Raw genomic sequence first — 22,061 nt, 5'->3', positions numbered from 1 at the left:
TTAACGGCACGTATTAGTCATTGATTGATAGCTGGAAGTTGAGGCTTTGCAAGGCTTTGAGCAAAACAAGACGGGGTAGACGACAAGCGGCGTTAGCCCATCGCCTGAGCGCAACCCCTGGTCTGCCCGTCACCCAACTCCGCTATCCTGAGCCTCACGTTTATCCATCGAGCCTTTTCATGCTTGAAGTTCGCGACGTTTTCAAGAGCTACGCCACGCCCCAAGGGTCATTGCCGGTGCTGCAAGGTATTGACCTGACGCTGGTCCCTGGTGACAGCCTGGCGCTGATGGGCGAGTCCGGCAGCGGGAAAAGTACCTTGCTGCATCTGGTTGCCGGCCTGGACAAGGTTGATCGCGGCAGCATTCGTTTTGGCCAGCGCAGGCTCGACGGCATGAACGAAAGCCAACTGGCAAACTGGCGACGTACACAGATCGGCCTGGTGTTCCAGCAGTTCAACCTCATCAGCAGCTTGCCGGTGGAGGACAACCTGGCGTTCCAGGCGCGACTGTGCGGGCGCTATGACCCAGCCTGGCAGACCCATCTGGTGCAACGGCTCGGGCTTTCCGATTTTCTGCGGCGTTATCCCGAGCAGCTTTCCGGCGGTCAGCAGCAACGGGTGGCGCTGGGCCGGGCGCTGGCCTCGCGGCCGGCCTTGTTGCTGGCCGACGAACCTACCGGCAGTCTCGACGAGGCTACCAGCGACGAGGTGTTGCAACTGTTGCTGGAGTTGCTCGATGGCAGCCCGACAAGCCTGCTGATGGTCACTCACAGTCCCCGGGTGGCAGCCCGGTTGAGCCGTCGCGTGGTCTTGCAAGGCGGACGCCTGGCGCAGGTGGTCCAGGGGTGATGATCCTTCGCCAGACGCTCAAGGCTTTGCTCAGCCATTGGCGCCAGCATCCGGTGCAGTTCTTCAGTGTCCTGACCGGGCTCTGGCTCGCCACCAGCCTGCTCACCGGTGTGCAGGCGCTCAACAGTCAGGCCCGGGACAGTTACGCTCGAGCCAGCCAGCTCATAGGCGGCGAACCCCAGGCCAGTCTCAGCGCGCCCGGTGGCGGCACCTTCACTCAACAATGGTTTGTCGATCTGCGTCGTCAGGGCTGGCCGGTATCGCCAGTGTTGCAGGCTCGGGTGACGCTACAGGGGCACGAAGACCGACGCCTGCAGTTAATGGGCATCGATCCGGTGTCTTTGCCCCCCGGTGCCGCAGTGGCGGGGCAGGCCCGGGAGATGGCAGAAGTGGTGGAGTTTTTCACTGAGCCTGGCCGTACCTGGATCGCTGCGCAGACTTTGCAGGCCTTGGGGCTGAACGAGGGCGACCGGCCCCGAACAGTCGATGGACAGTCCCTGCCGCCGCTGCTTATTCAGGCGGACATGGCGCCGGGCGTGCTGCTGATGGACATCGGCTTCGCCCAGCAAGTACTCGGCCGGCCGGACCAGCTGTCGCGATTGCTATTGCCTGCCACGTTCACGGCGCCCTTGCCGGATGCGTTCAACGGCCGGCTGCAGTTCAAGCACGCCGATGAAGAAAACAATCTGTCGCGCCTGACCGAAAGCTTTCACCTGAACCTCGACGCCCTGGGGGTGCTGTCCTTCGTGGTGGGGCTGTTCATCGTTCACGCAGCCATTGGCCTGGCCCTGGAACAACGCCGCGGCTTGCTGCGAACCCTGCGGGCCTGTGGCGTCAGTGCGCGGTTGCTGGTCACCAGCCTGGTCCTCGAATTGGGGGCGCTGGCCTTGCTCGGTGGTATCGCCGGCGTGCTCAGTGGCTATTGGCTGGCCAGCCTGTTGTTGCCCGATGTCGCGGCGAGCCTGCGCGGCTTGTACGGCGCCGAAGTGGCTGGTCACCTGAACCTCAGCCCGTGGTGGTGGCTCAGCGGCGTGGGCCTGAGCCTGCTCGGCGCGCTGTTGGCCGGGGCCGGCAGTTTGCTGCGGGCGGCGCGCCTGCCGTTGTTGGCGCTGGCCAATCCCCAGGCCTGGCATCAGGCTCATGCTCGCTGGCTGCGTCGCCAGGGTTGGGTGGCGACATTGGCGGGGTTGCTCGCGGTAACGGCGTTGATCTGGGGCGACAGCCTGGCCAGCGGGTTTGTCTTGATGACGGCGTTGTTGCTCGGTGCTGCCCTGGCCTTGCCGGTGTTGCTCAACGGTGCGCTGAAGCTGCTGTTACGCCGCAGTCGTTCGGTGCTTGGGCAATGGTTTCTCGCCGATTGCCGTCAGCAGTTGCCGACACTGAGCCTGGCACTGATGGCGTTGCTGCTGGCGCTGGCGGCCAACATCGGAGCCGGCAGCATGACCACAGGTTTCCGTCAGACCTTCAGTGACTGGCTCGAACAACGGCTGACCGCCGAGCTGTATATCAGCCCGCAAACCCCGGCCCAGGCGGGCGAGCTGCACGCCTGGCTCAAGGAGCAGCCGGCGATTACCACGATATTGCCCAACTGGCAGGTCTCGATCACCTTGCAAGGCTGGCCGACGGACATCTACGGCATTATCGATCACAGCGCCTATCGCCAGCATTGGCCGTTGCTGGAGTCGGTTTCCGACCAGCCTTGGGAGCAACTGGCCGCTGGCGATACGCTGATGCTTAGCGAGCAACTGGCCCGCCGTCTCAAAGTGAATATTGGCGATCGATTGACGCTCCCGACGCCCCAGGGACCCTGGACGCCGCGCCTCGTCGGGATCTATGCCGACTACGGCAACCCCAAGGGCCATGTGCTGGTCAATGCCGACCACTTGCTGCGGCATTGGCCGCAACTGACGCCGAACCGCTTCAACCTGCGCATCGAACCGTCTGCGATCCCGGCGTTGCTGACGGCGTTGCAGGCCCGGTTCAGCCTGGATGACAGTCGTATCGTCGATCAGGCGCGGCTCAAGGGCTGGTCGACGCAAGTATTCGAACGCACCTTCGCCGCCACCGCCGCCCTCAATAGCCTGACGCTGGCGGTGGCCGGGGTCGCGTTGTTCATCAGCCTGCTGACCCAGAGCCAAAGCCGCCTCGGCCAGTTGGCCCCGCTGTGGGCATTGGGGGTGACGCGTCGGCAGTTGATGTTGCTTAACCTCGGTCAGACTTGGCTGTTGGCGCTATTGACCCTGGTGCTGGCCTTGCCATTGGGCATCGCCCTGGCCTGGTGCCTGGACGCGGTGATCAATGTGCAGGCCTTCGGCTGGCGCCTGCCTTTGCGGGTGTTCCCGTGGCAATTGGCGCAGTTGCTGGGCCTGGCGATGCTCGCCACGCTGCTGGCGTCGGCCTGGCCGCTGTATGCGTTGTACCGCACGCAACCGGCGGATTTGCTAAGGACCTTCGCCCATGAAGATTAAACTCGGTCTGATGTTGCTGGCGTTGCTCAGCGGTTGTGATAACCCGCAACCGCCGCAACAGGGTTTCGCCGGCCTGGCCGATCAGGCCGTTGCATTCAAGCCCGTGGTGCCGGGGCGAGCATTCAGCTTTCCCGCCGATCATGCCGTTCATGAGGGGTTCCGCATCGAGTGGTGGTACGTCACCGCTAATCTCAAGGATGCCGAGGGCCGCGATTACGGCGTGCAATGGACACTGTTTCGCAGCGCCCTGAACGCTGCTCCTCAGGCCAGTGGCTGGCGCAACCAAACGATCTGGCTCGGTCATGCTGCGGTCACTTCCAGTACTGTTCATCATGCCGCCGAGCGCTATGCTCGGGGCGCAGTGGGGCAGGCCGGGGTGCAGACCACTCCTTTCGACGCCTGGATCGATGACTGGCGGTTCGCGACGCAAGCGTCTGGGGCCGATCCATTGGCGGACATGCTGCTCAAGGCCAGTGACCCACACTTCAGTTATGAGCTGAGCCTCACGTCGACTCGTCCGCTGGTGCTGCAGGGCGATAAAGGTTTCAGTCAGAAATCCGAACAGGGCCAGGCGTCGTACTACTACAGCCAGCCGTTTTTCCAGGCCAGCGGCCATGTGGAAATCGATGGCCAGCGTTATACGGTCAGCGGCCCGGCCTGGCTTGACCGCGAATGGAGCAGCCAGCCGCTGACCGCCAACCAGACGGGCTGGGACTGGTTCTCCCTGCACCTGGACAGCGGCGAGCATGTGATGCTCTACCGCATGCGCCACAAGGATGGGGCGCCGTACCTCACAGGTACCTGGATCGATGCCCAAGGCACGGCGCAAACCCTGCACGCCGGGGAGATCAGCCTTGAACCACTGGACACCACCGAGGTTGCCGGGCGTTCGATGCCGGTGCGCTGGACGATCAAGATCCCCGGCAAGCGACTCGACATCACCACCGATGCCCTGAACCCCAATGCCTGGATGAACCTGCGCATCCCCTATTGGGAAGGCCCGGTGCACCTGAGCGGCAGCCACGGTGGCAACGGTTATCTGGAAATGACGGGCTACTGAGAATCGCCGGAACTCCCCGGGAACGTCGACCCTCATACCTTATGAATGCCTCTGAGGAGCCCGTCATGAGCGATGACCTCAAACTTCCCTCGCTGGCCGATTGGCAGCGCTTGTTCGACGACAAGACTTACTGGCAGCAGTCGCCCGATGTCCATTTCACCGAGCTGATGCGGGTGGCCGATGACCTGTTTGGCCAGGGCGCTATCGATCTGGCGCAATGGCAGGAACTCAAGGCCAGGGCCGAGCAACTGCACCACCGCTCACCGGACGCCAACGTCGCTGAAGAAGTCGCCGACCCTGACGCCTGACGCGCAGGCCCGGACAAACCAAGGAGTTCGCCATGAAACCCAACCCCGATCAAACGTCGCACAACCCGGACGAGCCAGCGATGCCTGGCGAAGTGGAACGCGACAACGATGCCCTGCGCCCGAATGACCCGGCCAAACGCAAACAGCAGGAAGGTGACGCTGAGACCGGAGAGACTGATGCGCAAAAGACCGGACGACGTGGCTGATAGCCCCGCAGTCTTCAAAACGGTTTGTTAATGACTGTTTTACTTGCCACCTCTTGTGAGGCGTAGCGGATATATTTTTTGTACTGCTCTTGGGGTTTGTATAGATGTTTGTATAGCTATGCAGGCGAGCTGGAGTTTGTCGAAATTCTTGGGGGAGAGCGCCCGCTCGCGCCGGCTGTGAAGCGCTATAAAACAGCGGCAACTGCGCCGCCGAAGGACAGCGGGAGTTCTCGTCGCGGCAATTGATTGAACGTTAATAATGACGACGAAAGATAAATAATTATTTAAACAGGGGGCCGGACATATTTCGCAAGTTCCACTATTATTGGCCCGTTCGCCCAGTGTCAGGCTCTTTACCAGTGCATGGAATGCCGAGGCCGTCGCACTGGGCGAACACCACCCTCTGAATCAATAACTACCGGCGATTAACCGGCAACTGGTGAGCGCCAGTCATCGGAGCCCGACGTGCCGCTGACTTCGTGAGTCCAGGTGATCTTGCGGTAAGTGAAGTGCACATCTTCCAGGTGAGTGAAGTGCGCGTTCGCCGGGTCCTGACAGTTGCGCATGTAGTCCTTGATATCGACGATGATCGCGTCTTCCAGGGTGGTGGTGTAGTAATGCTCCTGAGTGCCGGCGGCCGAGGTGCGATACCACTGGATTTCGACTTTGGTCAGGCGCTCTCCACAGGTCAAAGCCGCCAGTAGCAGCGGCGAGGCCTTGTCGAACACCTTGGTGATAACCAGCGGTTTATGCACGCGCTGGCCGGTTGGCTGGCCGGACTGAGGATCGCGGGGAATGATGACCTGGTGTTCAAAACCTTGCACCATGACTTGATCTTCATGACCTTCCTGATAGGTGTTGCCCACTGAGTCGGCCGTAAACGCGCCGGCAGTGATCAGACCTTGTTTGGTGCCTTCGATGGACATGTAAGCGGGGGTAGCCAATGGATGCTCTCCTTGCTGGATAACTAAAGGGACCTGGGAAGGGAATCGTCCCCAGGTGGCCTGACGGTTATCAAGAGCTATGCCATCTTCTATAAAAGCTATTTATATCAATAAGTTAAGATTAAATATCGATCCGTGATCGCTCTGGGGACAGATGAGTGCGCGCGAGGAGTTGCGTAGTCCGGCAAGCCGGATGCGCAATTCCTTACGCATTCGGCTTTCGGATTTTTCCTATGTTTCCAGGGCGGACATGCACTCATCGATGGAGCGCTGTTGCGTTTCGGCATACAGCCGCAGCTCATCGATGGTCGGCTGCCCCAGCGCTTGCTCGAAAGCCTGGCGGTTGGACTGTCCGGCGTAATGAGTTTGGGCGGCATCGCCGAGGTTCGACTGGAAGATGCCAGCGGCGCTCACTGGCAGGAAGTCTTCGTACACCAAGGGTTCGGCGCGCAGGTATTGCTCGTCCAGCAAGCGCTCCAGCGAGACCGGTTGCTGGAGGGTGCCTTTGGCGGCGAGGCCCTTGGGCGTCACGAAATAGCGAAAGTACGCCAGTGCTTGCCGACGCAGCTCCTCGTGATTGTCAGGGAACTGGGCAAAGTATTCGGCCATCAGTGCGTTGTAGCGCCCGGCGTTGGCTTCGTTGGGAAACGCCCCGAGCGCATCTCGTGCGGCGTTCAGTAACTGGTCGTAGAGCGCGCGCCCCTTGGGTGTGAGGGCGGCGCCCCGTTGTTCGATTTCGCCGAAGCGGGCGCTGTGGCTGCCTTGGGATTGTGGCTGGTCGGTGAACGCCACAGGTTCGTCGAGCGCCTTGAAACTGGTCTGGCGCAACAGGATCGGGCAATTGCGACGGGGCGGGCCTTCGACGACCGCCTTGGGGGTGATACCGTGCACAGGCATCTGGGCCTGAACGATGTCGATGTCCAGGGTTCGCGGCGTCAGGTGATTGATGTGCGGGCCCTTGAAGGCCACTACGTCGGCGATCAGCCGATGCTGGGCACTGAGTTGTCGATATTGCTCAGCCGTGACGGTAGCGCTGTGGTGCCAGCGAAAGGTTTCCAGGGCCTGTTGGACGAAGTCCTCGGCTTGAGGCTCCGTCAGGCCACCCTGGCGTTCGGCGAGGTCGATGAGCTGCAGGGCTGTGGACGTGAAGATCTGCCGCTTCTTCAGTACCGATTCGGCAAAGGCCCGAAGCTCGGCGCTTTCGATCAGCTCCAGGCGCAGCAGCGAGGTAAATACCCGGAACGGGCTGACCTGCAGGGCGCTTTCATGCACGGCGCGAAATGCCGTGGAATGCACCGGTACCCCAGCGGGCGTGAGGTCGTAGTAGCCCACCGGGTGCATGCCCATGACCGCGAACAGGCGCCCCAGGGTGGCCAGTTCCGCCGCGGTGCCGACGCGGATCGCGCCGTGGCGCTCCAGGTCAAGGCGCTGGAGTTCGCCGGTGCTGCGCAGGTGTTCGGCCAAGTGCGGGTCGTTGACCAGCACCTGGGCATTGGTCTGTTCCACCAGGTTCATCAGTGCGCCGTACAGCGGCACCTCGTCGCGGTACATGTCGGACATCGCCCTGGAGAAGCGTTGGCGGATCAGGTCTGGACTGACGAAGCTCATGGTGAGTGTTCCTGGCGCAAGCTGTGGGAAAGTGGAAGGAAAGATCGCAGCCTTCGCCAGTGTCCACAAACGAAGAATCTTCAGGACTTCATTCTGTCAGGGACTGATCGACCCACTCCACAAGGGATCGGGCAAGCCTTGACCCGCGGCATCACGGTCACTGGCCCAGGTCTTTGAGAAAATCGCGATACAGCGCCGCGGTTTTCCCTGGCCGTTCGACCATGGGCATGTGGCCCACCCCCTCCCAGATTTCCACGCGCAAGTCGGCGATGCCCTTGCTCCACACCGGCACGCTGCTGACGTCGATCAGCCGGTCCTTGCGGCCCCAGAGCAGCAGCGAAGGCGCGCGGATGTCGGGCAAGCGCGGCTCCATCGGCGGGCTGGCACGAAAGTCCACGAAGATTTCCGCCAGTTCGTCCCGACGCTGTTCGTAACGTTCGGCCAGCGCCGCCAGCACCACACTCGGTAGCCACGGCGGCGACGCCATGGTCATCGCATAGAAAGGGGCGAAATCGTCCCGCGAGCGCACCAGGAACGGGTTGTGGCCGGCCGCCAGGTGCCGCTCCATGTCGCTGGGTTCGGGCGCGGTGACGCCGGCCGGGTCGATCAGCGCCAGGGTCAGTATCCGCTCCGGCGAAGTCGCCGCCAGCCAGGCGGCGAGATGACCGCCCATGGAGTTGCCGATCACATGGACCTTGTCCAGGCCGCAGGCATCCAGCAGCTCGATCACCCGCCGGGCCTGGGTCGGGATGTCATAACCGCCGCCGGCCTTGAAGCCGGTTTCGCCATGACCGGCCAGGTCGGGAACCACCACCCGGTAGTCGCCAACAAAGTGCCGGGCAAATCGCAACCAGAGGTTCTTGTCGGCGCTGTAGCCGTGCAGCATCAATATGCTGCCGGACGCTTCGTAAGGCCCGCCTTGCCAGGTCGACACGGTCATCTCGCTGATGGGCACCGTGATCTTGTGCAATCGGTACAGACGCGCTTCCAGGGCCATGCCCATGTCGTACAGCACATGGCCGATGCCTGGATACGTCAGCCAGCTCCAGGCGATAAACACGGCGAGGACTACCCACAACACCAACATGTTTTGCCCTCCAGGGGTCAGGACAGAATGTGGTCGGCCAACCGGAGCCGACGAGTCAGATAGTGATAAGTGAAGCTGAAACCGGGGAACATCGCGACGACGTGGCCGCTTTTGCTTTGATACCAGCTGTGACAGGCGCCGGATTTCCATACGGTGCGTGCATTTCCCGGCGGATCATTTCGGTGTAGCGCTGTTCGGCCGCAGGCAGCACTTCGATGTTGCGCAGGTGCTGCCGGTTCAGGGGGCGGATGCAGTCCAGGATGTAGTACATCTGTGATTCGGTGATGGATAACGCCGAGGGGTGACCGATGCCAGTGTTGGGCCCAGACGTCGTGCAGTCGGGTGCCGTTGCGGCCGGTAACGGGATCGGAAATCACCCCGGCGGTGGCGCCACTGCCGGCTATGGCGACACGTTTATGGCGATAGTCGCAGGCGTGGTCCCAATCATTGGTGTGAAACGTCTTGCTCTGGAAGCGATCCCTGCCTTCGAACGGTGGCATCACCGGTTGGCTGAGGGGACCTGTGGCATTGATCAGGAGCTGCATATGGGCCCCCTTTTCTGGTGATTGATTGCCGATTCCCTCTGTCATGTATAGGCCAAAATCCGAGCAAAGCCCGTGCATTTGATGGCGAATAAATACCCTTTCATCGGTAGTGGCTATTTGATGCCGCCCTGATAGACTTCAAACAACCCTATCCCACAACCCGGGAAGCCCTCGGTACAGAGGCCTCTATGCAAAAAACGGGACGAAAGGGACTGTCATTGGCCAGGAGGCTTTACACCTCACGAATCCTGGGTCTGATGCTAGGGTTGTTGTTGGTGAGTGTCGCTGTCTATCCCCTCGACCCGGCACCCTGGGTTTGGGCGGCCATGCTGTTCAACGGCCTGATATGGCCGCATGTGGCCTATCAATGGGCCCGCCGCGCGGCGCAGCCGCACCAGGCTGAACGCCGAAACTTGCTGGTCGACGCCTTTCTTGGCGGCTTCTGGGTCGCGGCGATGCAATTCAATCCGCTGCCCACGGCCGTTACGCTGGCGATGATGGCGATGAACAACGTCTCCATCGGGGGCCTGCGTTTTATGTTCGCAGGGGCGACGGTCCAAATGGCAGGCATCGCTCTGGGCATGGCAATCTTCCCGTTGACCAGCGTGCCCATGACCAGCTCGGCGCAGCTCTATGCCAGTTTGCCTTTGTTGTGCATATATCCGCTGGCGCTGGGTTGGATCTGTTTTCGCCAGACCGACATCCTGGGCCGGCAAAAGCGCGAGTTGTTGGCCCTGAGCCGTACCGACAGCCTGACCGGTCTGCTCAATCACGGAGCCTGGAAGGACCGGCTCGACGAGGAATTTCAGCGCTGCCTGCGACAGCCCCACGATAGGGCAGGTCACGGTGTGATTGTGCTGATGGACATCGACCACTTCAAAACCATCAATGACACTTATGGTCATGGCGCGGGTGACGATGTGTTGCGGCAGCTCGGCAAGATGCTCAAGCAAAACCTGCGGGCCGCCGACATTGTCGGGCGTTATGGCGGTGATGAGTTCTGCGTGATTCTGCCGGACCTGACCTTGCACAACGCCGTGCAGGCCATGGACGGCCTGCGCGAGCGATTCGCGCTGCTCGGTTACGAACAGGTCCCCGCGCTAAAAGTCAGCTTGAGCATTGGCCTGGCGGCCTTCAACCCGGCCTATGGCGACGCGACCCTCTGGCTCAACGACGCCGACCAGGCGCTCTATGAAGCCAAGACCACCGGGCGCAACCGTGTCGTTTGTTACCGGCAGCGACAGCTGCTGGAGGTGTCGGCCGTATCTCTTTAATACTCACTTTTGGTCACGAGAAAGGGGTTGCTACACTGCGGATTTATCTGTTGTCGCGGACCCGTTGTGGGAGCAAGCTTTGCTCCCACAGGCCTCGGGTGTTTTCCAGAGGCCAGTTTCAGGTGGTGAGGCGGCTAGCGCGGGTCGACGTTATCCAGCACCCGGTTCGCCAGCAAGCCGCTCAGTTCGATCAGTTGCTGAATGCCCAGGGCCACGTGGCGCCGGGAACCTTCCAGATCGAAGGCCAGGTCGCTGACCATGGCATTGGCCGAGGCCAGGGTTTCGCTGAGGTTGGCGAGCAGGGCTTCGGTGTCGATGCCGTTGACGACGGTGAAGACTTGGTTTGGATCAGGCTCGGGCTTGGTTGGTTTGGGCTTGAGGTAGAAGTCGAGGGCGCGGTCGGCGGCTTTGTCGAATTCTTTGGCGTTGAGGGCGGTTGGATCGGTGTCTGGCGGATTGGGTGTTGGTTTGAACATTGATGAAACTCCAGGTAAGAAATTGGAGCCATCCCTTTCGCTACCAAACGAAGGGAGGTGGCCATACGAAGGTTGGTAGACCGGTTACCTGGCAACCCGGCGCGTCCGAGGACGCCCTGCGCATGACCACCATAAAACAGAGGGCATAGAAATCCCCTGCGTCAGGTTGCACGTGCACCAGGAAAACCGGGCTACCAAACCCGATCGCTGATTCGTCAGCGACCGGAAAACGATAAAGCCCCGTCCCAAGGCGCACAAGCCGGCGGATTCTGGCGTAGTTGTAGGCAACGGCGCAAGGCGAGGCGGTCAGGTCCTACACTGATGCTGGCGGGATAAACATTTGGCCTTTCGGTGTCAGTAAACCCAAACCTCCACCCGCCGATTCCTGACCCGGCCTTCATCCTCGCTATTGGCCGCCACCGGCATCAGGGCACCGAAGCCGCGTACTTCGCGCAGGGCCACACCGTATTTGACCAATTCGCGCCGCACCGCCATGGCCCGCAACCGGGACAGAAGGTCGGCGCGCGCCGGGTCGTCCTTGGCGTCGCCAAACCCGACCAGCGTTACTCGGCGGTCGAGCTTGTCGTGCTGCTTTATATAGGCGAGCACACGACCCAAATCCTGCTGGGCCTTGTTGTCGAGGCTGGCGCTGCCTTCTTCGAAGCGAAAATTCACCGACAAGCGATGGGCATGTCGACTCAGAGCCTGATAACCCTCGGGCATCAATGCATTGGGGGTGACGGCCATGGCCTGGACCGTTTGCGCGATGAACCCGTTGGCCGCGACGATGGCCTGTCCCTTTTCGCTTTGGCTGAACTCAACCAAAGCCTGCGCCCACGGATTTGTTTCCTGCGGTGGCAGATAAAAGAACAGCCTGCGGGACAAGGGGTAGTCTTCGGTGGCGATCAGGTTGTTCAACGGCATCATGGGTTGGGAATCGCCGTCGACAATCGCCAGTGCCTTGGCCTGGCGCACGTAGGGCAAACCGATGAAGCCGATGCCTTGCCGGTCCTGGCTGACAGCGTCGGAAAGCTGCTCGCTGGATTCGAAGCGCTGGGCAGAAGGGGCCAGGCGTTTTCCCTGTCGGTTGAGCACCAGTTCCTTGAAGGTGTCGTAGGTGCCGGACTGCTCGTCCCGGGCGTAAAGGTGAATCGGCCCGCCGGCGCTGCCCACCGCCTCCCAGGTGCTCACCTCGCCGCTGAATATCTTCGCCAGTTGCCTGGTTTCGAGTTGGCGCAGCGGGTTTTGTGGGTGAAGAATGATCGCCAGGCCATCGATGGCGATGACCTGTTCGGCGCTGGGGCTTTTCAGATCGCCCAGGTGTGCCAGTTCCTTGAGTTCGCTGTCCTTGATCGGTCGGGAAGCGGCAGCCAGGTCGGCGCTGGCGTGCCTGAGGGCAGAAAAGCCGGTACTGGAGCCGTGAGCCGCGATGTCGATTTCCACCCGCCGACCATCGGCCGCCTGGCCGACGATTCGCTGCTCGTTCTCGCGACCGGTGATTTCGCTGCGAACCTTGAACAGCCCCTGGTCCACCATCAGCGCTTTGACCAGCGCCGGCCCCAGCGTTGCGCCGATGGTGTTCGAGCCCTGCAGGCGCAGCGCGGGGCCGTGTTCGGGAATCGGCAGGCCGCTGGCCCATGCCGTGAGCGGCAGCCAGAGGCTGATGAAAAAAACAACGCGCAGCCGCATGCCGGAACCTTCTGAACCTGAGGACGTGGCGGAAGATTAAGTCAGTCAGGTTACTGAAAAGTGACAGACGTGCGACTTTTCAGCCGCCACAGAGGGATGCAGGGCGCTGCGTTCTGATAGAGGGATGCAGGGAACTGCGTTCTGTGGGAGCAAAGCTTGCTCGCGATACAGGCGACTCGGTTTAACGGCGGGACCGTGTCATTGTTCATCGCGAGCAAGCTTTGCTCCCACAGGCTTGTGCAGGTTTTGTGTGCGCCAGTCAGCTCAACTGCAGCCAGATCGGCGCATGGTCCGAAGGTTTCTCCATGCCCCGCAGCTCATAGTCCACCCCGGCATCCTTGACCCGCGGCAGCAGTCCATGGGAGGTGAGAATCAGGTCGATGCGCAAGCCACGTTTGGGTTCGTCTTCGAACCCGCGGCTGCGATAGTCGAACCAACTGAAGCGATCGGTGACGTCCGGGTTCAGATGGCGGAAGCTGTCCACCAGGCCCCAGTTTTTCAGGCGGGCCATCCATTCGCGCTCTTCCGGCAAGAAGCTGCATTTGCCGGTTTTCAGCCAGCGCTTCATGTTGTCCGGGCCGATGCCGATGTCGCTGTCTTCCGGGGAAATGTTCACGTCGCCCATCACCACCACGGGCTGGTCGTTGCTGAAACGGCTTTCCAGAAGTTGCTGCAGGTCGTTGTAGAAGCGCTCCTTGGCCGGGAACTTGGTCGGGTGATCGCGGCTTTCGCCTTGGGGGAAATAACCGTTCATGATGGTGACCGGCACACCGTTGGCATCGGCGAAAGTGCCCCAGATGAAACGCCGCTGGGCGTCTTCCTCGTCGCCCTCGAAGCCTTTGTGCAACGTCAGTGGGGCCTGGCGGGAGAGCAGGGCGACGCCGTAGTGACCCTTCTGCCCATGGTAATGCACGTGATAACCCAGGGCCTGCACCTCGGCGAGGGGGAACTGCTCGTCGTGGACCTTGGTTTCCTGCAGGCCGATCACGTCAGGCTGATGTTTCTCGATCAGCGCCGCCAACTGATGGGGGCGGGCGCGCAGCCCGTTGATGTTGAAGGAGACGATCTTCATGGTCGGCTGTCCTGGCAAAACTGCGATGCTAGCTGACATGTAGGACCACGGCCAGCGTGGCAGTAGGGCAAATGCGCTGCTAATGTCCTGTGCATGTAGGAACGATCACCACCCAATCGGGTTCGTACTCAATAAGAGCGGGGCCTCACCGAGCTTCGTCCAGGAGATTGACCGTCATGCCAGAAACCGCCACCGCCATCGCCGACATCCATATGCTCGACAGTGGTTATTCCCGCGAGGCACGTTCATTGCTCTACCAGGCCTATCGCCATGAACCGACCTTCAGCTTCCTGTTCGAGTCCGAGCGGCCGGGTTATGAACATCGGGTACGGGCCACGGTGCGCGAATTGGTCAAGCAGCACTTTCTCCAGGATTTGCCAGCCATCGGCTTGCTGGTCAACGACCGCCTGATTGGCATCGCCCTGATTGCTCCACCGCAGCGCCGCCTGGGGATCACCGAAAGCTGGGCCTGGCGCCTGCGCATGGTGTTGAGTACGGGCTTTCGCTGCACCCGGCGTTACCTGGATTACCATGGCGCAGTGACGGCTTGCCTGCCGTCGGATTCTGTCCATGTGTTGCCACTGCTGGGGGTGCATCCGCAGTTTCAAGGCCAGCATTTTGGCGAACAGTTACTGACGGCGGTACATAACTGGTGTGCGGTGGACGAGAACTCCCAGGGTGTGGTGCTGGACACCGGCAACCCACGTTACCTGGAGTTCTATAAACGCCAGGGCTATGAGGAAATCGGCGAGATTGCGGTAGGCCCCGTCCGCGAACATGTCTTCTTTCACGCCAACCCGCAGGTATTGCAAAGCGCAACGGCTTAATCCGGGGAAACTTTTGAGACATGTCCGGCTCTATCAGGCTTCCAAGCTCGTGATAGCATCCGCGCCATGAATTTCCCAGGACGAATAACCAGTGGTGCGCTCTTGCTGTCCCTCAGCTGCGCGGCGCTGGCACAAAGTGAATTGGATGTACGGGTCAAGCCGTCCAACGATCAGCTCAAGGCTAACGTAGAAGGCTACATCGGCGGCGTAGGCGATCGTGACGAAGAGGCCTTGTTGCGCTTCAGTCGTGGTGCCGAGGAACAGGCGCGCAAAGCCGCCCAGGCGTTGGGCTACTACCAGCCGCAGATCGACAGCGAGGTTGAGGGCGGCAAGCCCCCGCGCCTGATCCTGACCATCGACCCTGGCGAGCCGGTGCACCTGCGCAATGTCACCGTGCGCATCGACGGCCCGGCGGCTTCCCTCAAGGCTTTTCGCGTACCCGACAACGCCGCGCTCAAGCCTGGCGCAGTGCTTAACCATGGGCGTTATGAAGACGCCAAGCGGATCATCCAGAACCAGGCTTCGCGTTACGGGTTCTTCAGCGGGCGATTTGTCAGCCAGAAGCTGTTGGTGGACCCCCAGGCTGGCGTCGCCGACATCGAGCTGGTCTACGACAGCGGCCCGCGCTACGCCCTGGGCCCGGTGAGTTTCGAGGGTGACACGCCATTTGATGAAGAGTTGTTGCAGCGCATGGTGCCGTTCAAGGCGGGCGAGGCGTACGACTCGGAACTCATTGCAGAACTCAACCAGGCCCTGCAATCGAGCGGATATTTCGAAGGCGTTCGGGTGGATGCGGCGCCCACCGCAGCCACCGATAACGTGATCCCGGTGGCGGTCAAGCTCGACACCCGCAAGCCGCGCACCATGGGTTTTGGCCTGGGGTTTTCCACCGACGTCGGGCCACGGGCCAAGGCCAACTGGACGCGCCACTGGGTCAATCCTCAGGGCCACAGTTATGGCTGGGAAGCGGAAGTCTCGGCACCCCGGCAGAACGTTGGCCTGTGGTACGACGTGCCCCTGGACCCGCCGTTGACCGACAAGATGCGCTACGCCGGTGGCTATCAATATGAAGAGCTTTCCGGCACCGATAGCCTCAGCAAGCTGCTGACCGTGGGCCCCGAATGGCACAGCAAGTTACCCAGTGGCTGGCAGCGGGTGGTGTCGCTCAAGTGGCAGCGTGAGGAATATCGGCTCGGCGACGATTCGGGCCTGAGCACCTTGCTGATGCCGGGCGTGAGCTATTCCTACCTGCGCAGTGACAACCGCATCGATCCACGCAACGGCTATCGCATTCAATTCGACACCAAGGTCGCCAAGGAAGGGCTGGGGTCGGACAACAACCTTTTATATGGCACGGCCATGGTCAAGGGCCTGACCACGGTGTTCAACAAGCATCGCCTGCTGGCCCGGGCCCAGGTCGGTGGCAGCGCCACCAATGGCTACAAATCCATCCCGCCGTCCCTGCGCTTTTTTGCCGGTGGCGACCAGAGCGTGCGCGGTTACGATTATCAGAGCCTGTCACCGGAAAACTCCGAAGGTGATCGCATCGGTGGTCGCTACATGGTCGCCGGCAGCCTCGAGTATCAGTATTCGATTGCGCAAAAATGGCGATTGGCGACCTTCGTCGACCAGGGTAATTCCTTTAACAGCCTTGAGCTGCCGAGCCTCAAGACGGGCGTTGGCGTCGGGGTGCGCTGGGTGTCGCCGGTGGGGCCGATCCGCCTCGACCTTGCCCACGCGCTGGATGACGACGGCGGCATTCGCTTGCACTTTTCCATGGGGCCCGAGTTGTGAATCGTGGGTTGAAAATAGCGCTGCTGACGCTCGGCGCGTTGCTGCTGGTGGTCTTGCTGACCCTGAGCGTCGTGCTCGGCACGCAATGGGGCAGTCGTTGGGCGCTTGGCGTCGTGCCGGGTTTGAGCACGGATAATTTCCAGGGACGGTTGGGCGGTCAGTGGAGTGCCGACCACCTGTTGTGGCAGCAAGACAGCAGCCGAGTGGAACTCGATCAGGTGATCTTCGCCTGGTCGCCGCTGTGCCTGGCGCGCATGACCCTGTGCATTGACCAGCTCAAGGCCGACAAGGTCAGCCTGCAATTTCCTCCGTCCGCCGACGAGCCCAGTAGCGGTCCGATCACTTTGCCGGACCTGAACTTGCCGCTTGCCCTCGAATTGGGCGACGTGCAAGTCGGCAGCCTGTTGTTCAATGGCAGCGAACAGCTCAAAGGGTTGCAACTGGCCGCGCACTGGACCGCCCAGGGTCTGCAGATCGACGCGGTGCAGCTACAGCGCGACGAGCTGAGCCTGACGCTGTCCGGGGTGCTGCAACCCGGCGGCGACTGGCCCCTGAAGGCCCAAGGCCGGTTGACTTTGCCGGCGCCGGGCGCCACGCCTTGGACGCTGGACCTGAAGATCGATGGCAATCTGCTCAAAACCCTCAACCTTAACGCCGACAGCAGCGGTTATCTGCAAGGCCAACTGGTCGGTGAGCTGCAACCGCTGGCGGACAACCTGCCGGCCAAGGTACGCATCACCGCCGACGGCTTCAGGGCCAGCGCCGATCTGCCGGACACCCTGATGCTCAATCAACTGGAACTGACCGGCGAAGGCGATCTGAACAGCGGCTACCAGTTGCTTGGCAAGGCCACGTTGCCCGCCGAAAAAGGCCCGGTGGCATTGCTGCTGCAAGGCAAAGTGGACGCCAACGGTGCGCAGATCGCCGGCCTGGACCTCAACGCCGGTGATCAGCAACACCTCAAGCTCACCGGCCAACTGGACTGGCGCGAAGGCTTGAGCGCCGAGGCAAAAATCGCTTGGCTGGACTTCCCTTGGCATCGCCTCTATCCGCTGATCGACGAGCCGCAGGTGACGTTGCGCAGTTTCAACGGTGAAGTGTCGTACACCGATGGCCAATACCTGGGCAATTTCCAGGCAGCGCTGGACGGGCCCGCCGGGGCGTTCAGCCTGGACAGTCCGTTCAGCGGCGATCTGACACAAATCCATTTGCCGGAACTCAAACTCGCCGCCGGGCAGGGCAAGGCCGAGGGGCATTTGAACCTGCAATTTGCCGACGGCATCGCCTGGGACACGGCACTGGAGCTTTCGGCCATCAACCCGGCGTACTGGCTGGGCGAGCTGCCCGGCACCCTGGCCGGGCCGTTGCGCAGCAAGGGTTCGATGAAAAACGATGCATTGAGTCTCGATGCGGACCTGGACCTCAAGGGCAAGTTGCGCGGCCAACCGGCGCTGTTCCAGGCCAAGGCCAACGGTGGTGGCGAGCAGTGGAACCTCAGCGCGCTGGACATTCGCCTGGGGGATAACCGCATCAACGGCACGGGCAGCTTGCAACAAAAACTCACCGGTCAGATCGATATCAAGCTCTCGCGTCTGGCCCAGCTCTGGCCGCAATTGCGTGGCCAGGTGATCGGTCGCCTCAACGTGGCCGGGACACTCAAGGCCCCCCAAGGCAAGCTCGACCTGCAAGGCACGCAACTGGCGTTGCAGGACAACCGCCTGCAAAGCCTGAACCTGGATGCGACCCTCGACAGCGCGCAGCGGGGCAAGGTTGACCTCAAGGCCAGCGGCATTCGGGCGGGTGATACGTCGCTAGGTGTCCTGACGGTCAGTGGGCAGGGCGACATCAGGCAGCAAAAACTGACCCTCGACCTGCAAGGGCCACAGCTTGAAACGACCCTGGCGCTCGATGGCGTGCTCGACCAAGGCAACTGGCGCGGGCGTCTAAGCACTGGCAATGTGCAGGCCGGCGGCCAGGACTGGCGTCTGCAAGCCCCGGCCAAGCTGGAGCGACTGGCCAACGGCACGCTCAACCTGGGGGCCCACTGTTGGCGTTCCGGCCAGGCCAGCCTGTGTGGTGAGGATCAGCGCCTGATGCCGGAGCCGAAGCTGCGCTATCACCTCAAGCAATTCCCCATCGAAAGCCTAGCCCAGTGGATGCCCAAGGATTTTGCCTGGCAGGGCCGGCTCAGCGCCGACCTGCAACTGGACCTGCCGGCCAGCGGGCCGAACGGACGCATCCTGGTGGATGCCAGCGGTGGCACTTTGCGGATCCGGAACAAGGAACGCGACGATGAGCAATGGCTGGACTTCCCGTACCAGACCTTGACCCTTGACAGTCGCCTTACGCCCAAGCGGATCGACACCCACCTGAATTTCGCCGGGGCCAAACTTGGCGAACTGATGCTCCAGGCGCAGATCAACCCGTTACCGGCGAGCAAACCGCTGAGCGGCTCGTTCCGCCTGAGCGGCCTGGACTTGTCCGTGGCCCGGCCATTCCTGCCGATGGTGGAAACCCTCACCGGGCACCTGAACGGCAGCGGCACGCTGTCGGGTGGTTTGTTGGCGCCCCAGGTCAACGGTAACCTGTTGATCAGCGACGGCGAAGTGTCCGGCCCGGAACTGCCGGTCAGCCTCGAAGACTTGCAGATGCGCGCAACGATTGCCGGTGAAACGGTGCGCCTGAACGGTGATTGGAAAAGTGGCAAGGATGGACGGGGCAGCCTGACCGGGGACATTGGCTGGGGCGAAGCCCTGAGCATGAACCTGGCGCTCAAGGGGTCGCAATTGCCGGTCACCGTCGAACCTTATGCGGTGCTGGAGGTGGCGCCGGACCTGACCATCACGATGCAGGACGAGCGGCTTTCCATCGCCGGCAAGGTCCTGGTGCCCAAAGGCGAAATTACCGTGCGCGAACTGCCGCCGTCTACCGTCAAGGTGTCGGATGACACAGTAATCGTCGGTCACCAGACCGAGGAGGGTAAGACACCGATGGCCATGGCGATGGACATCGATGTGATCGTAGGCCAGGAAAAACTCGCGTTTGCAGGCTTCGGCCTCACGGCCAACGTACGGGGCCAGGTACACATTGGCGACAACATGGACACCCGTGGTGAACTCTGGCTCAACGACGGTCGCTACCGGGCCTATGGGCAGCGGCTGACGGTGCGTCGGGCGCGGCTGCTGTTCGCCGGGCCCATCGACCAGCCTTACCTGGATATTGAAGCGATCCGCCAGACTGATGACGTGATCGCCGGCATTCGTTTGAGCGGCAGCGCCGAACAGCCGACCACGCAAATCTTCTCTGAGCCGGCCATGAGCCAGGAGCAGGCGTTGTCCTATCTGGTACTCGGCCGGCCGCTGAGCACCACGGGCGAGGACAACAACATGCTCGCCCAGGCGGCACTGGGCCTGGGGCTGATGGGCAGTGCGGGGGTGACCACCAGCCTGGCCAATGACCTGGGTATCCAGGATTTTCAGCTCGATACCCAGGGCAGCGGCGATACCACCAGCGTGGTGGCCAGCGGCAATCTGACGGAAAAACTCAGCCTGCGTTACGGTGTCGGCGTGTTCGAACCGGCCAACACCATCGCCCTGCGCTACAAACTCAGCAAGCGGGTTTACCTGGAAGCCGCCAGCGGCGTCGCCAGTTCCCTGGATATCTTCTACAAGCGCGATTTCTAACGCTTCCCCCAATCATTTGTGGGAGCGGGCTTGCTCGCGAATGCGGTGTGACATTCAACATCTTCGTTGACTGACTAGCGCTTTCGCGAGCAAGCCCGCTCCCACATTTTTTATCTGCGTTTGTCGGGTTATGCATAGTAAACTAACTATTTGTTTGACATTTGCTGCCTAGGCAGTAACATCTCGACATACATTCACTGCCTAGGCAGTAAAAGGTGGTCAGATGAAACATTTCACCCCGGACGATTTCCACAATTGCCAGCTCGGCATGCTGCTCGGCCGTGCCGCGCTGCTCAAGGACCGGATCATCGATACCCACATGGAACCCGTCGGCATCACCGCCGCGCAGTTCAAGGTGTTGATCATCATGGCCCAGCACGGCATCGATACGCCGGTCGAGCTGTGTCGGTACCTGTCCCTGGACAGCGGCTCGATGACACGAATGGTCGATCGCCTGGAGCAGAAAGGTTTCTTGATCCGCCAACGCTCGGCGGATGACCGTCGGCAGGTGCGACTGGTGCTGACCGAAGCCGGCCAGGCTCTGGCCGATCGTCTGCCTGTTATCGGTGCCGATGCCATGAACCAATTGGCCGGTGCGATCAGCCGTGAGGAGCTGCAAATCCTCGAACAAATTCTCAAGAAAATTCTGCTCGCCGCCGGTGATCCCATCACCGTGTTGCGGTTGGGGGGCAAATGAGTCGTAAAACCTTGCGTAGCCGAATCAGCCTGGTGTTGCTGGCCATGAGCCTGGCTGGTTGTGCCAGCTACAGCGGCCTGGACACCGAAGGCGTCAGCCTTGAGGCCCAAAACCTCAAGGCCGGGCAATCTCTCAACGGCGTGACGCTGTCGCCCGCTTCCTGGCCGAAAAGCGATTGGTGGAAAAGCCTCGGCGATCCACAACTCGACGGCTTGATCCACGAAGCGTTGCGCGACAGCCCGGACATGCAGATCGCCAGCGCCCGGGTGCATCAGGCCAGCGCCGCTGCCTACGCCGCCAATGCGGCGCGCATGCCGACCCTGGATGCCAGCGCCAGTGTCAGCCGTTCGCGCCTGGCCCGTGACCAGGACCCGCAAGGGCAGGGCGGGGCATACAGCACGCTGCGTTCGCTGGGCGTGGATTTCAATTACAACTTCGACCTCTGGGGCGGCCAGCGCGCCGCCTGGGAAGCGGCCCTGGGCCAGGCCCGCGCCGCCGAGATCGACCGGCAGGCCGCCCGCCTGACGCTCGCTGCTGACGTGGCCCGGGCCTACAGCGATCTGGGGCAGGCCCATATCATTTACGACCTGGCCTCTGAAGACCTCAAGCGCACCCGGCAAATGCTCGATCTGGGCAAGCGCCGCCTCAGCGCCGGGATCGACAGTGAATATCAGTTCCAGCAGACCGAAAGCCTGGAAGCCAGCGCCGATGCGAGCCGGATCGACGCGGAAAAACGCCTGCAAAGCGCAAAAATCGCCTTGGCGGTGTTGTTGGGCAAGGGGCCGGACCGCGGCAATGAAATTGCTCGCCCCCACGTGCTGCAAGCCAGCGCCGTCGCCCTGCCGTCGAACCTGCCGGCCGAATTGCTGGGCCGTCGTCCGGACCTGGTCGCGGGCCGCTGGCGAGTTGAGGCGGCGGGCAAGAACATTGAAGCCGGCAAGACGAATTTCTACCCCAACCTCAACCTGAGCGCGGCGGCGGGGGTGCAGTCGTTGTTGGGGGACGCGATGTTCGGTTCGGCCAGTCGCTTCTTCAACGTAGCGCCGACGGTGTCGCTGCCGATCTTCGACGGCGGGCGCTTGCGGGCGGACCTGGACGCCCGGGATGCCGATTACGACCTGGCGGTGGCGCAGTACAACAAGAGTCTGGTCAAGGCCCTTGGGGATGTCAGCGACACCATCAACCAGTTGCGCGACATCGCACGGCAGATCGCCGCGCAGCAACACGCCACCGATATCGCGCAGAACTCTTACGACACCGTGGTCCAGCGCTATGGCTCCGGCATCGGAAATTACCTGGACGTGCTGAGCATCGAGCAGCAATTGCTCCAGACCCAGCGCCAACTGGCCAACCTGAATGCCGAGCAGATCGACCTGTCGATCCAACTGATGCAGGCCCTGGGCGGTGGCTTCGAGGCCGACACCCTGGCTTCGGCCGCGCCGGCCTCCACCACGCCGAACAACTGATTCGAGGTA

General features: G+C 61.8%; 17 protein-coding genes and 1 pseudogene. 11 read left to right on the top strand and 7 right to left on the bottom strand.

What is annotated here, in order from left to right:
• The first annotated feature begins 179 nt into the window (after positions 1–179).
• The 5 genes from PSH57_RS19010 (at position 180) to PSH57_RS18990 (ending at position 4,890) form a co-directional block, all read left to right on the top strand.
• Positions 180–848 carry an ABC transporter ATP-binding protein gene (locus tag PSH57_RS19010; RefSeq protein ID WP_305384822.1) on the top strand — a complete coding sequence of 223 codons (669 nt, stop codon included), beginning with the start codon at positions 180–182 and terminating at the stop codon, positions 846–848.
• Positions 848–3,316, top strand: a complete 2,469-nt coding sequence (locus tag PSH57_RS19005; protein ID WP_422766107.1) for an ABC transporter permease — start codon at positions 848–850, stop codon at positions 3,314–3,316. The genes PSH57_RS19010 and PSH57_RS19005 overlap by 1 nt, the downstream gene beginning before the upstream one ends.
• Positions 3,306–4,376, top strand: coding sequence for a lipocalin-like domain-containing protein (locus PSH57_RS19000; protein ID WP_305384820.1), 1,071 nt, complete (start codon positions 3,306–3,308; stop codon positions 4,374–4,376). The genes PSH57_RS19005 and PSH57_RS19000 overlap by 11 nt, the downstream gene beginning before the upstream one ends.
• A gap of 65 nt (positions 4,377–4,441) precedes the next feature.
• A complete protein-coding gene (locus PSH57_RS18995; RefSeq protein WP_305384818.1) occupies positions 4,442–4,684 on the top strand; it encodes a hypothetical protein in 243 nt (80 codons plus the stop codon).
• A gap of 32 nt (positions 4,685–4,716) precedes the next feature.
• Positions 4,717–4,890, top strand: a complete 174-nt coding sequence (locus tag PSH57_RS18990; RefSeq protein WP_305384816.1) for a hypothetical protein — start codon at positions 4,717–4,719, stop codon at positions 4,888–4,890.
• A 425-nt stretch (positions 4,891–5,315) separates the two neighbouring features.
• On the opposite strand, the gene PSH57_RS18985 is transcribed toward PSH57_RS18990, so the two are convergent.
• From PSH57_RS18985 to PSH57_RS18970, 4 genes and pseudogenes are all read right to left on the bottom strand, one after another.
• A complete protein-coding gene (locus tag PSH57_RS18985; RefSeq protein WP_305384815.1) occupies positions 5,316–5,834 on the bottom strand; it encodes an Hcp family type VI secretion system effector in 519 nt (172 codons plus the stop codon).
• A 231-nt stretch (positions 5,835–6,065) separates the two neighbouring features.
• A complete protein-coding gene (hglS, locus tag PSH57_RS18980) occupies positions 6,066–7,442 on the bottom strand; it encodes a 2-oxoadipate dioxygenase/decarboxylase HglS (protein WP_305384814.1) in 1,377 nt (458 codons plus the stop codon).
• Between the two features lie 157 nt (positions 7,443–7,599).
• Complete coding sequence (locus PSH57_RS18975; RefSeq protein WP_256232721.1) at positions 7,600–8,529, bottom strand: alpha/beta fold hydrolase; 930 nt, start codon at positions 8,527–8,529, stop codon at positions 7,600–7,602.
• Between the two features lie 17 nt (positions 8,530–8,546).
• Positions 8,547–9,071, bottom strand: a pseudogene (locus PSH57_RS18970) (hypothetical protein); the annotation flags it as partial.
• A 191-nt stretch (positions 9,072–9,262) separates the two neighbouring features.
• Between PSH57_RS18970 and PSH57_RS18965 the strand changes: the two are divergent.
• Positions 9,263–10,348: a diguanylate cyclase gene (locus PSH57_RS18965; RefSeq protein ID WP_305384813.1), complete on the top strand. Its 1,086-nt coding sequence runs from the start codon at positions 9,263–9,265 to the stop codon at positions 10,346–10,348.
• A 134-nt stretch (positions 10,349–10,482) separates the two neighbouring features.
• Here PSH57_RS18965 and PSH57_RS18960 read toward each other — a convergent pair whose 3' ends face one another.
• The 3 genes from PSH57_RS18960 to xthA form a co-directional block, all read right to left on the bottom strand.
• On the bottom strand, positions 10,483–10,824 hold the full coding sequence (locus PSH57_RS18960) for a DUF6124 family protein (RefSeq protein WP_305384811.1): 342 nt from the start codon (positions 10,822–10,824) through the stop codon (positions 10,483–10,485).
• A 354-nt stretch (positions 10,825–11,178) separates the two neighbouring features.
• Complete coding sequence (locus tag PSH57_RS18955; protein WP_305384809.1) at positions 11,179–12,513, bottom strand: substrate-binding domain-containing protein; 1,335 nt, start codon at positions 12,511–12,513, stop codon at positions 11,179–11,181.
• Between the two features lie 259 nt (positions 12,514–12,772).
• Entirely contained in the window at positions 12,773–13,585 is an 813-nt protein-coding gene (xthA, locus tag PSH57_RS18950; protein ID WP_305384808.1) for an exodeoxyribonuclease III, read from the bottom strand.
• A 176-nt stretch (positions 13,586–13,761) separates the two neighbouring features.
• Between xthA and PSH57_RS18945 the strand changes: the two genes are divergently transcribed.
• The 5 genes from PSH57_RS18945 to PSH57_RS18925 all read left to right on the top strand — a co-directional run bounded on the left by PSH57_RS18945 (position 13,762) and on the right by PSH57_RS18925 (position 22,052).
• On the top strand, positions 13,762–14,412 hold the full coding sequence (locus tag PSH57_RS18945; RefSeq protein WP_305384807.1) for a GNAT family N-acetyltransferase: 651 nt from the start codon (positions 13,762–13,764) through the stop codon (positions 14,410–14,412).
• Between the two features lie 66 nt (positions 14,413–14,478).
• Complete coding sequence (locus tag PSH57_RS18940; RefSeq protein ID WP_305384805.1) at positions 14,479–16,206, top strand: autotransporter assembly complex protein TamA; 1,728 nt, start codon at positions 14,479–14,481, stop codon at positions 16,204–16,206.
• Positions 16,203–19,889, top strand: a complete 3,687-nt coding sequence (locus tag PSH57_RS18935; RefSeq protein WP_305384804.1) for a translocation/assembly module TamB domain-containing protein — start codon at positions 16,203–16,205, stop codon at positions 19,887–19,889. Before PSH57_RS18940 ends, PSH57_RS18935 begins: the two co-directional genes overlap by 4 nt.
• Before the next feature lie 223 nt (positions 19,890–20,112).
• Positions 20,113–20,586 (top strand): MarR family winged helix-turn-helix transcriptional regulator, encoded by a 474-nt coding sequence (locus PSH57_RS18930; RefSeq protein ID WP_305384803.1) that lies wholly within the window; start codon positions 20,113–20,115, stop codon positions 20,584–20,586.
• Positions 20,583–22,052, top strand: coding sequence for an efflux transporter outer membrane subunit (locus PSH57_RS18925; protein WP_305384802.1), 1,470 nt, complete (start codon positions 20,583–20,585; stop codon positions 22,050–22,052). The genes PSH57_RS18930 and PSH57_RS18925 overlap by 4 nt, the downstream gene beginning before the upstream one ends.
• The last annotated feature ends 9 nt before the right edge of the window (positions 22,053–22,061 follow it).

This window comes from Pseudomonas hefeiensis, from assembly GCF_030687835.1.
In the GTDB taxonomy this organism is placed as follows: Bacteria; Pseudomonadota; Gammaproteobacteria; order Pseudomonadales; family Pseudomonadaceae; genus Aquipseudomonas; species Aquipseudomonas hefeiensis.
This window is presented reverse-complemented; position numbering and strand designations above follow the sequence as displayed.

What these genes read in the sequence shown, in the direction of transcription:
- hglS (WP_305384814.1), bottom strand. Translation starts at nt 7,442, where the DNA reads ATGAGCTTCGTCAGTCCAGACCTGATCCGCCAACGCTTCTCCAGGGCG.
- PSH57_RS19010 (WP_305384822.1), top strand. Translation starts at nt 180, where the DNA reads ATGCTTGAAGTTCGCGACGTTTTCAAGAGCTACGCCACGCCCCAAGGG.
- PSH57_RS18995 (WP_305384818.1), top strand. Translation starts at nt 4,442, where the DNA reads ATGAGCGATGACCTCAAACTTCCCTCGCTGGCCGATTGGCAGCGCTTG.
- PSH57_RS18955 (WP_305384809.1), bottom strand. Translation starts at nt 12,513, where the DNA reads ATGCGGCTGCGCGTTGTTTTTTTCATCAGCCTCTGGCTGCCGCTCACG.
- PSH57_RS19000 (WP_305384820.1), top strand. Translation starts at nt 3,306, where the DNA reads ATGAAGATTAAACTCGGTCTGATGTTGCTGGCGTTGCTCAGCGGTTGT.
- PSH57_RS18940 (WP_305384805.1), top strand. Translation starts at nt 14,479, where the DNA reads ATGAATTTCCCAGGACGAATAACCAGTGGTGCGCTCTTGCTGTCCCTC.
- PSH57_RS18965 (WP_305384813.1), top strand. Translation starts at nt 9,263, where the DNA reads ATGCAAAAAACGGGACGAAAGGGACTGTCATTGGCCAGGAGGCTTTAC.
- PSH57_RS19005 (WP_422766107.1), top strand. Translation starts at nt 848, where the DNA reads ATGATCCTTCGCCAGACGCTCAAGGCTTTGCTCAGCCATTGGCGCCAG.
- PSH57_RS18945 (WP_305384807.1), top strand. Translation starts at nt 13,762, where the DNA reads ATGCCAGAAACCGCCACCGCCATCGCCGACATCCATATGCTCGACAGT.
- PSH57_RS18930 (WP_305384803.1), top strand. Translation starts at nt 20,113, where the DNA reads ATGAAACATTTCACCCCGGACGATTTCCACAATTGCCAGCTCGGCATG.
- PSH57_RS18975 (WP_256232721.1), bottom strand. Translation starts at nt 8,529, where the DNA reads ATGTTGGTGTTGTGGGTAGTCCTCGCCGTGTTTATCGCCTGGAGCTGG.
- PSH57_RS18960 (WP_305384811.1), bottom strand. Translation starts at nt 10,824, where the DNA reads ATGTTCAAACCAACACCCAATCCGCCAGACACCGATCCAACCGCCCTC.
- PSH57_RS18925 (WP_305384802.1), top strand. Translation starts at nt 20,583, where the DNA reads ATGAGTCGTAAAACCTTGCGTAGCCGAATCAGCCTGGTGTTGCTGGCC.
- PSH57_RS18990 (WP_305384816.1), top strand. Translation starts at nt 4,717, where the DNA reads ATGAAACCCAACCCCGATCAAACGTCGCACAACCCGGACGAGCCAGCG.
- xthA (WP_305384808.1), bottom strand. Translation starts at nt 13,585, where the DNA reads ATGAAGATCGTCTCCTTCAACATCAACGGGCTGCGCGCCCGCCCCCAT.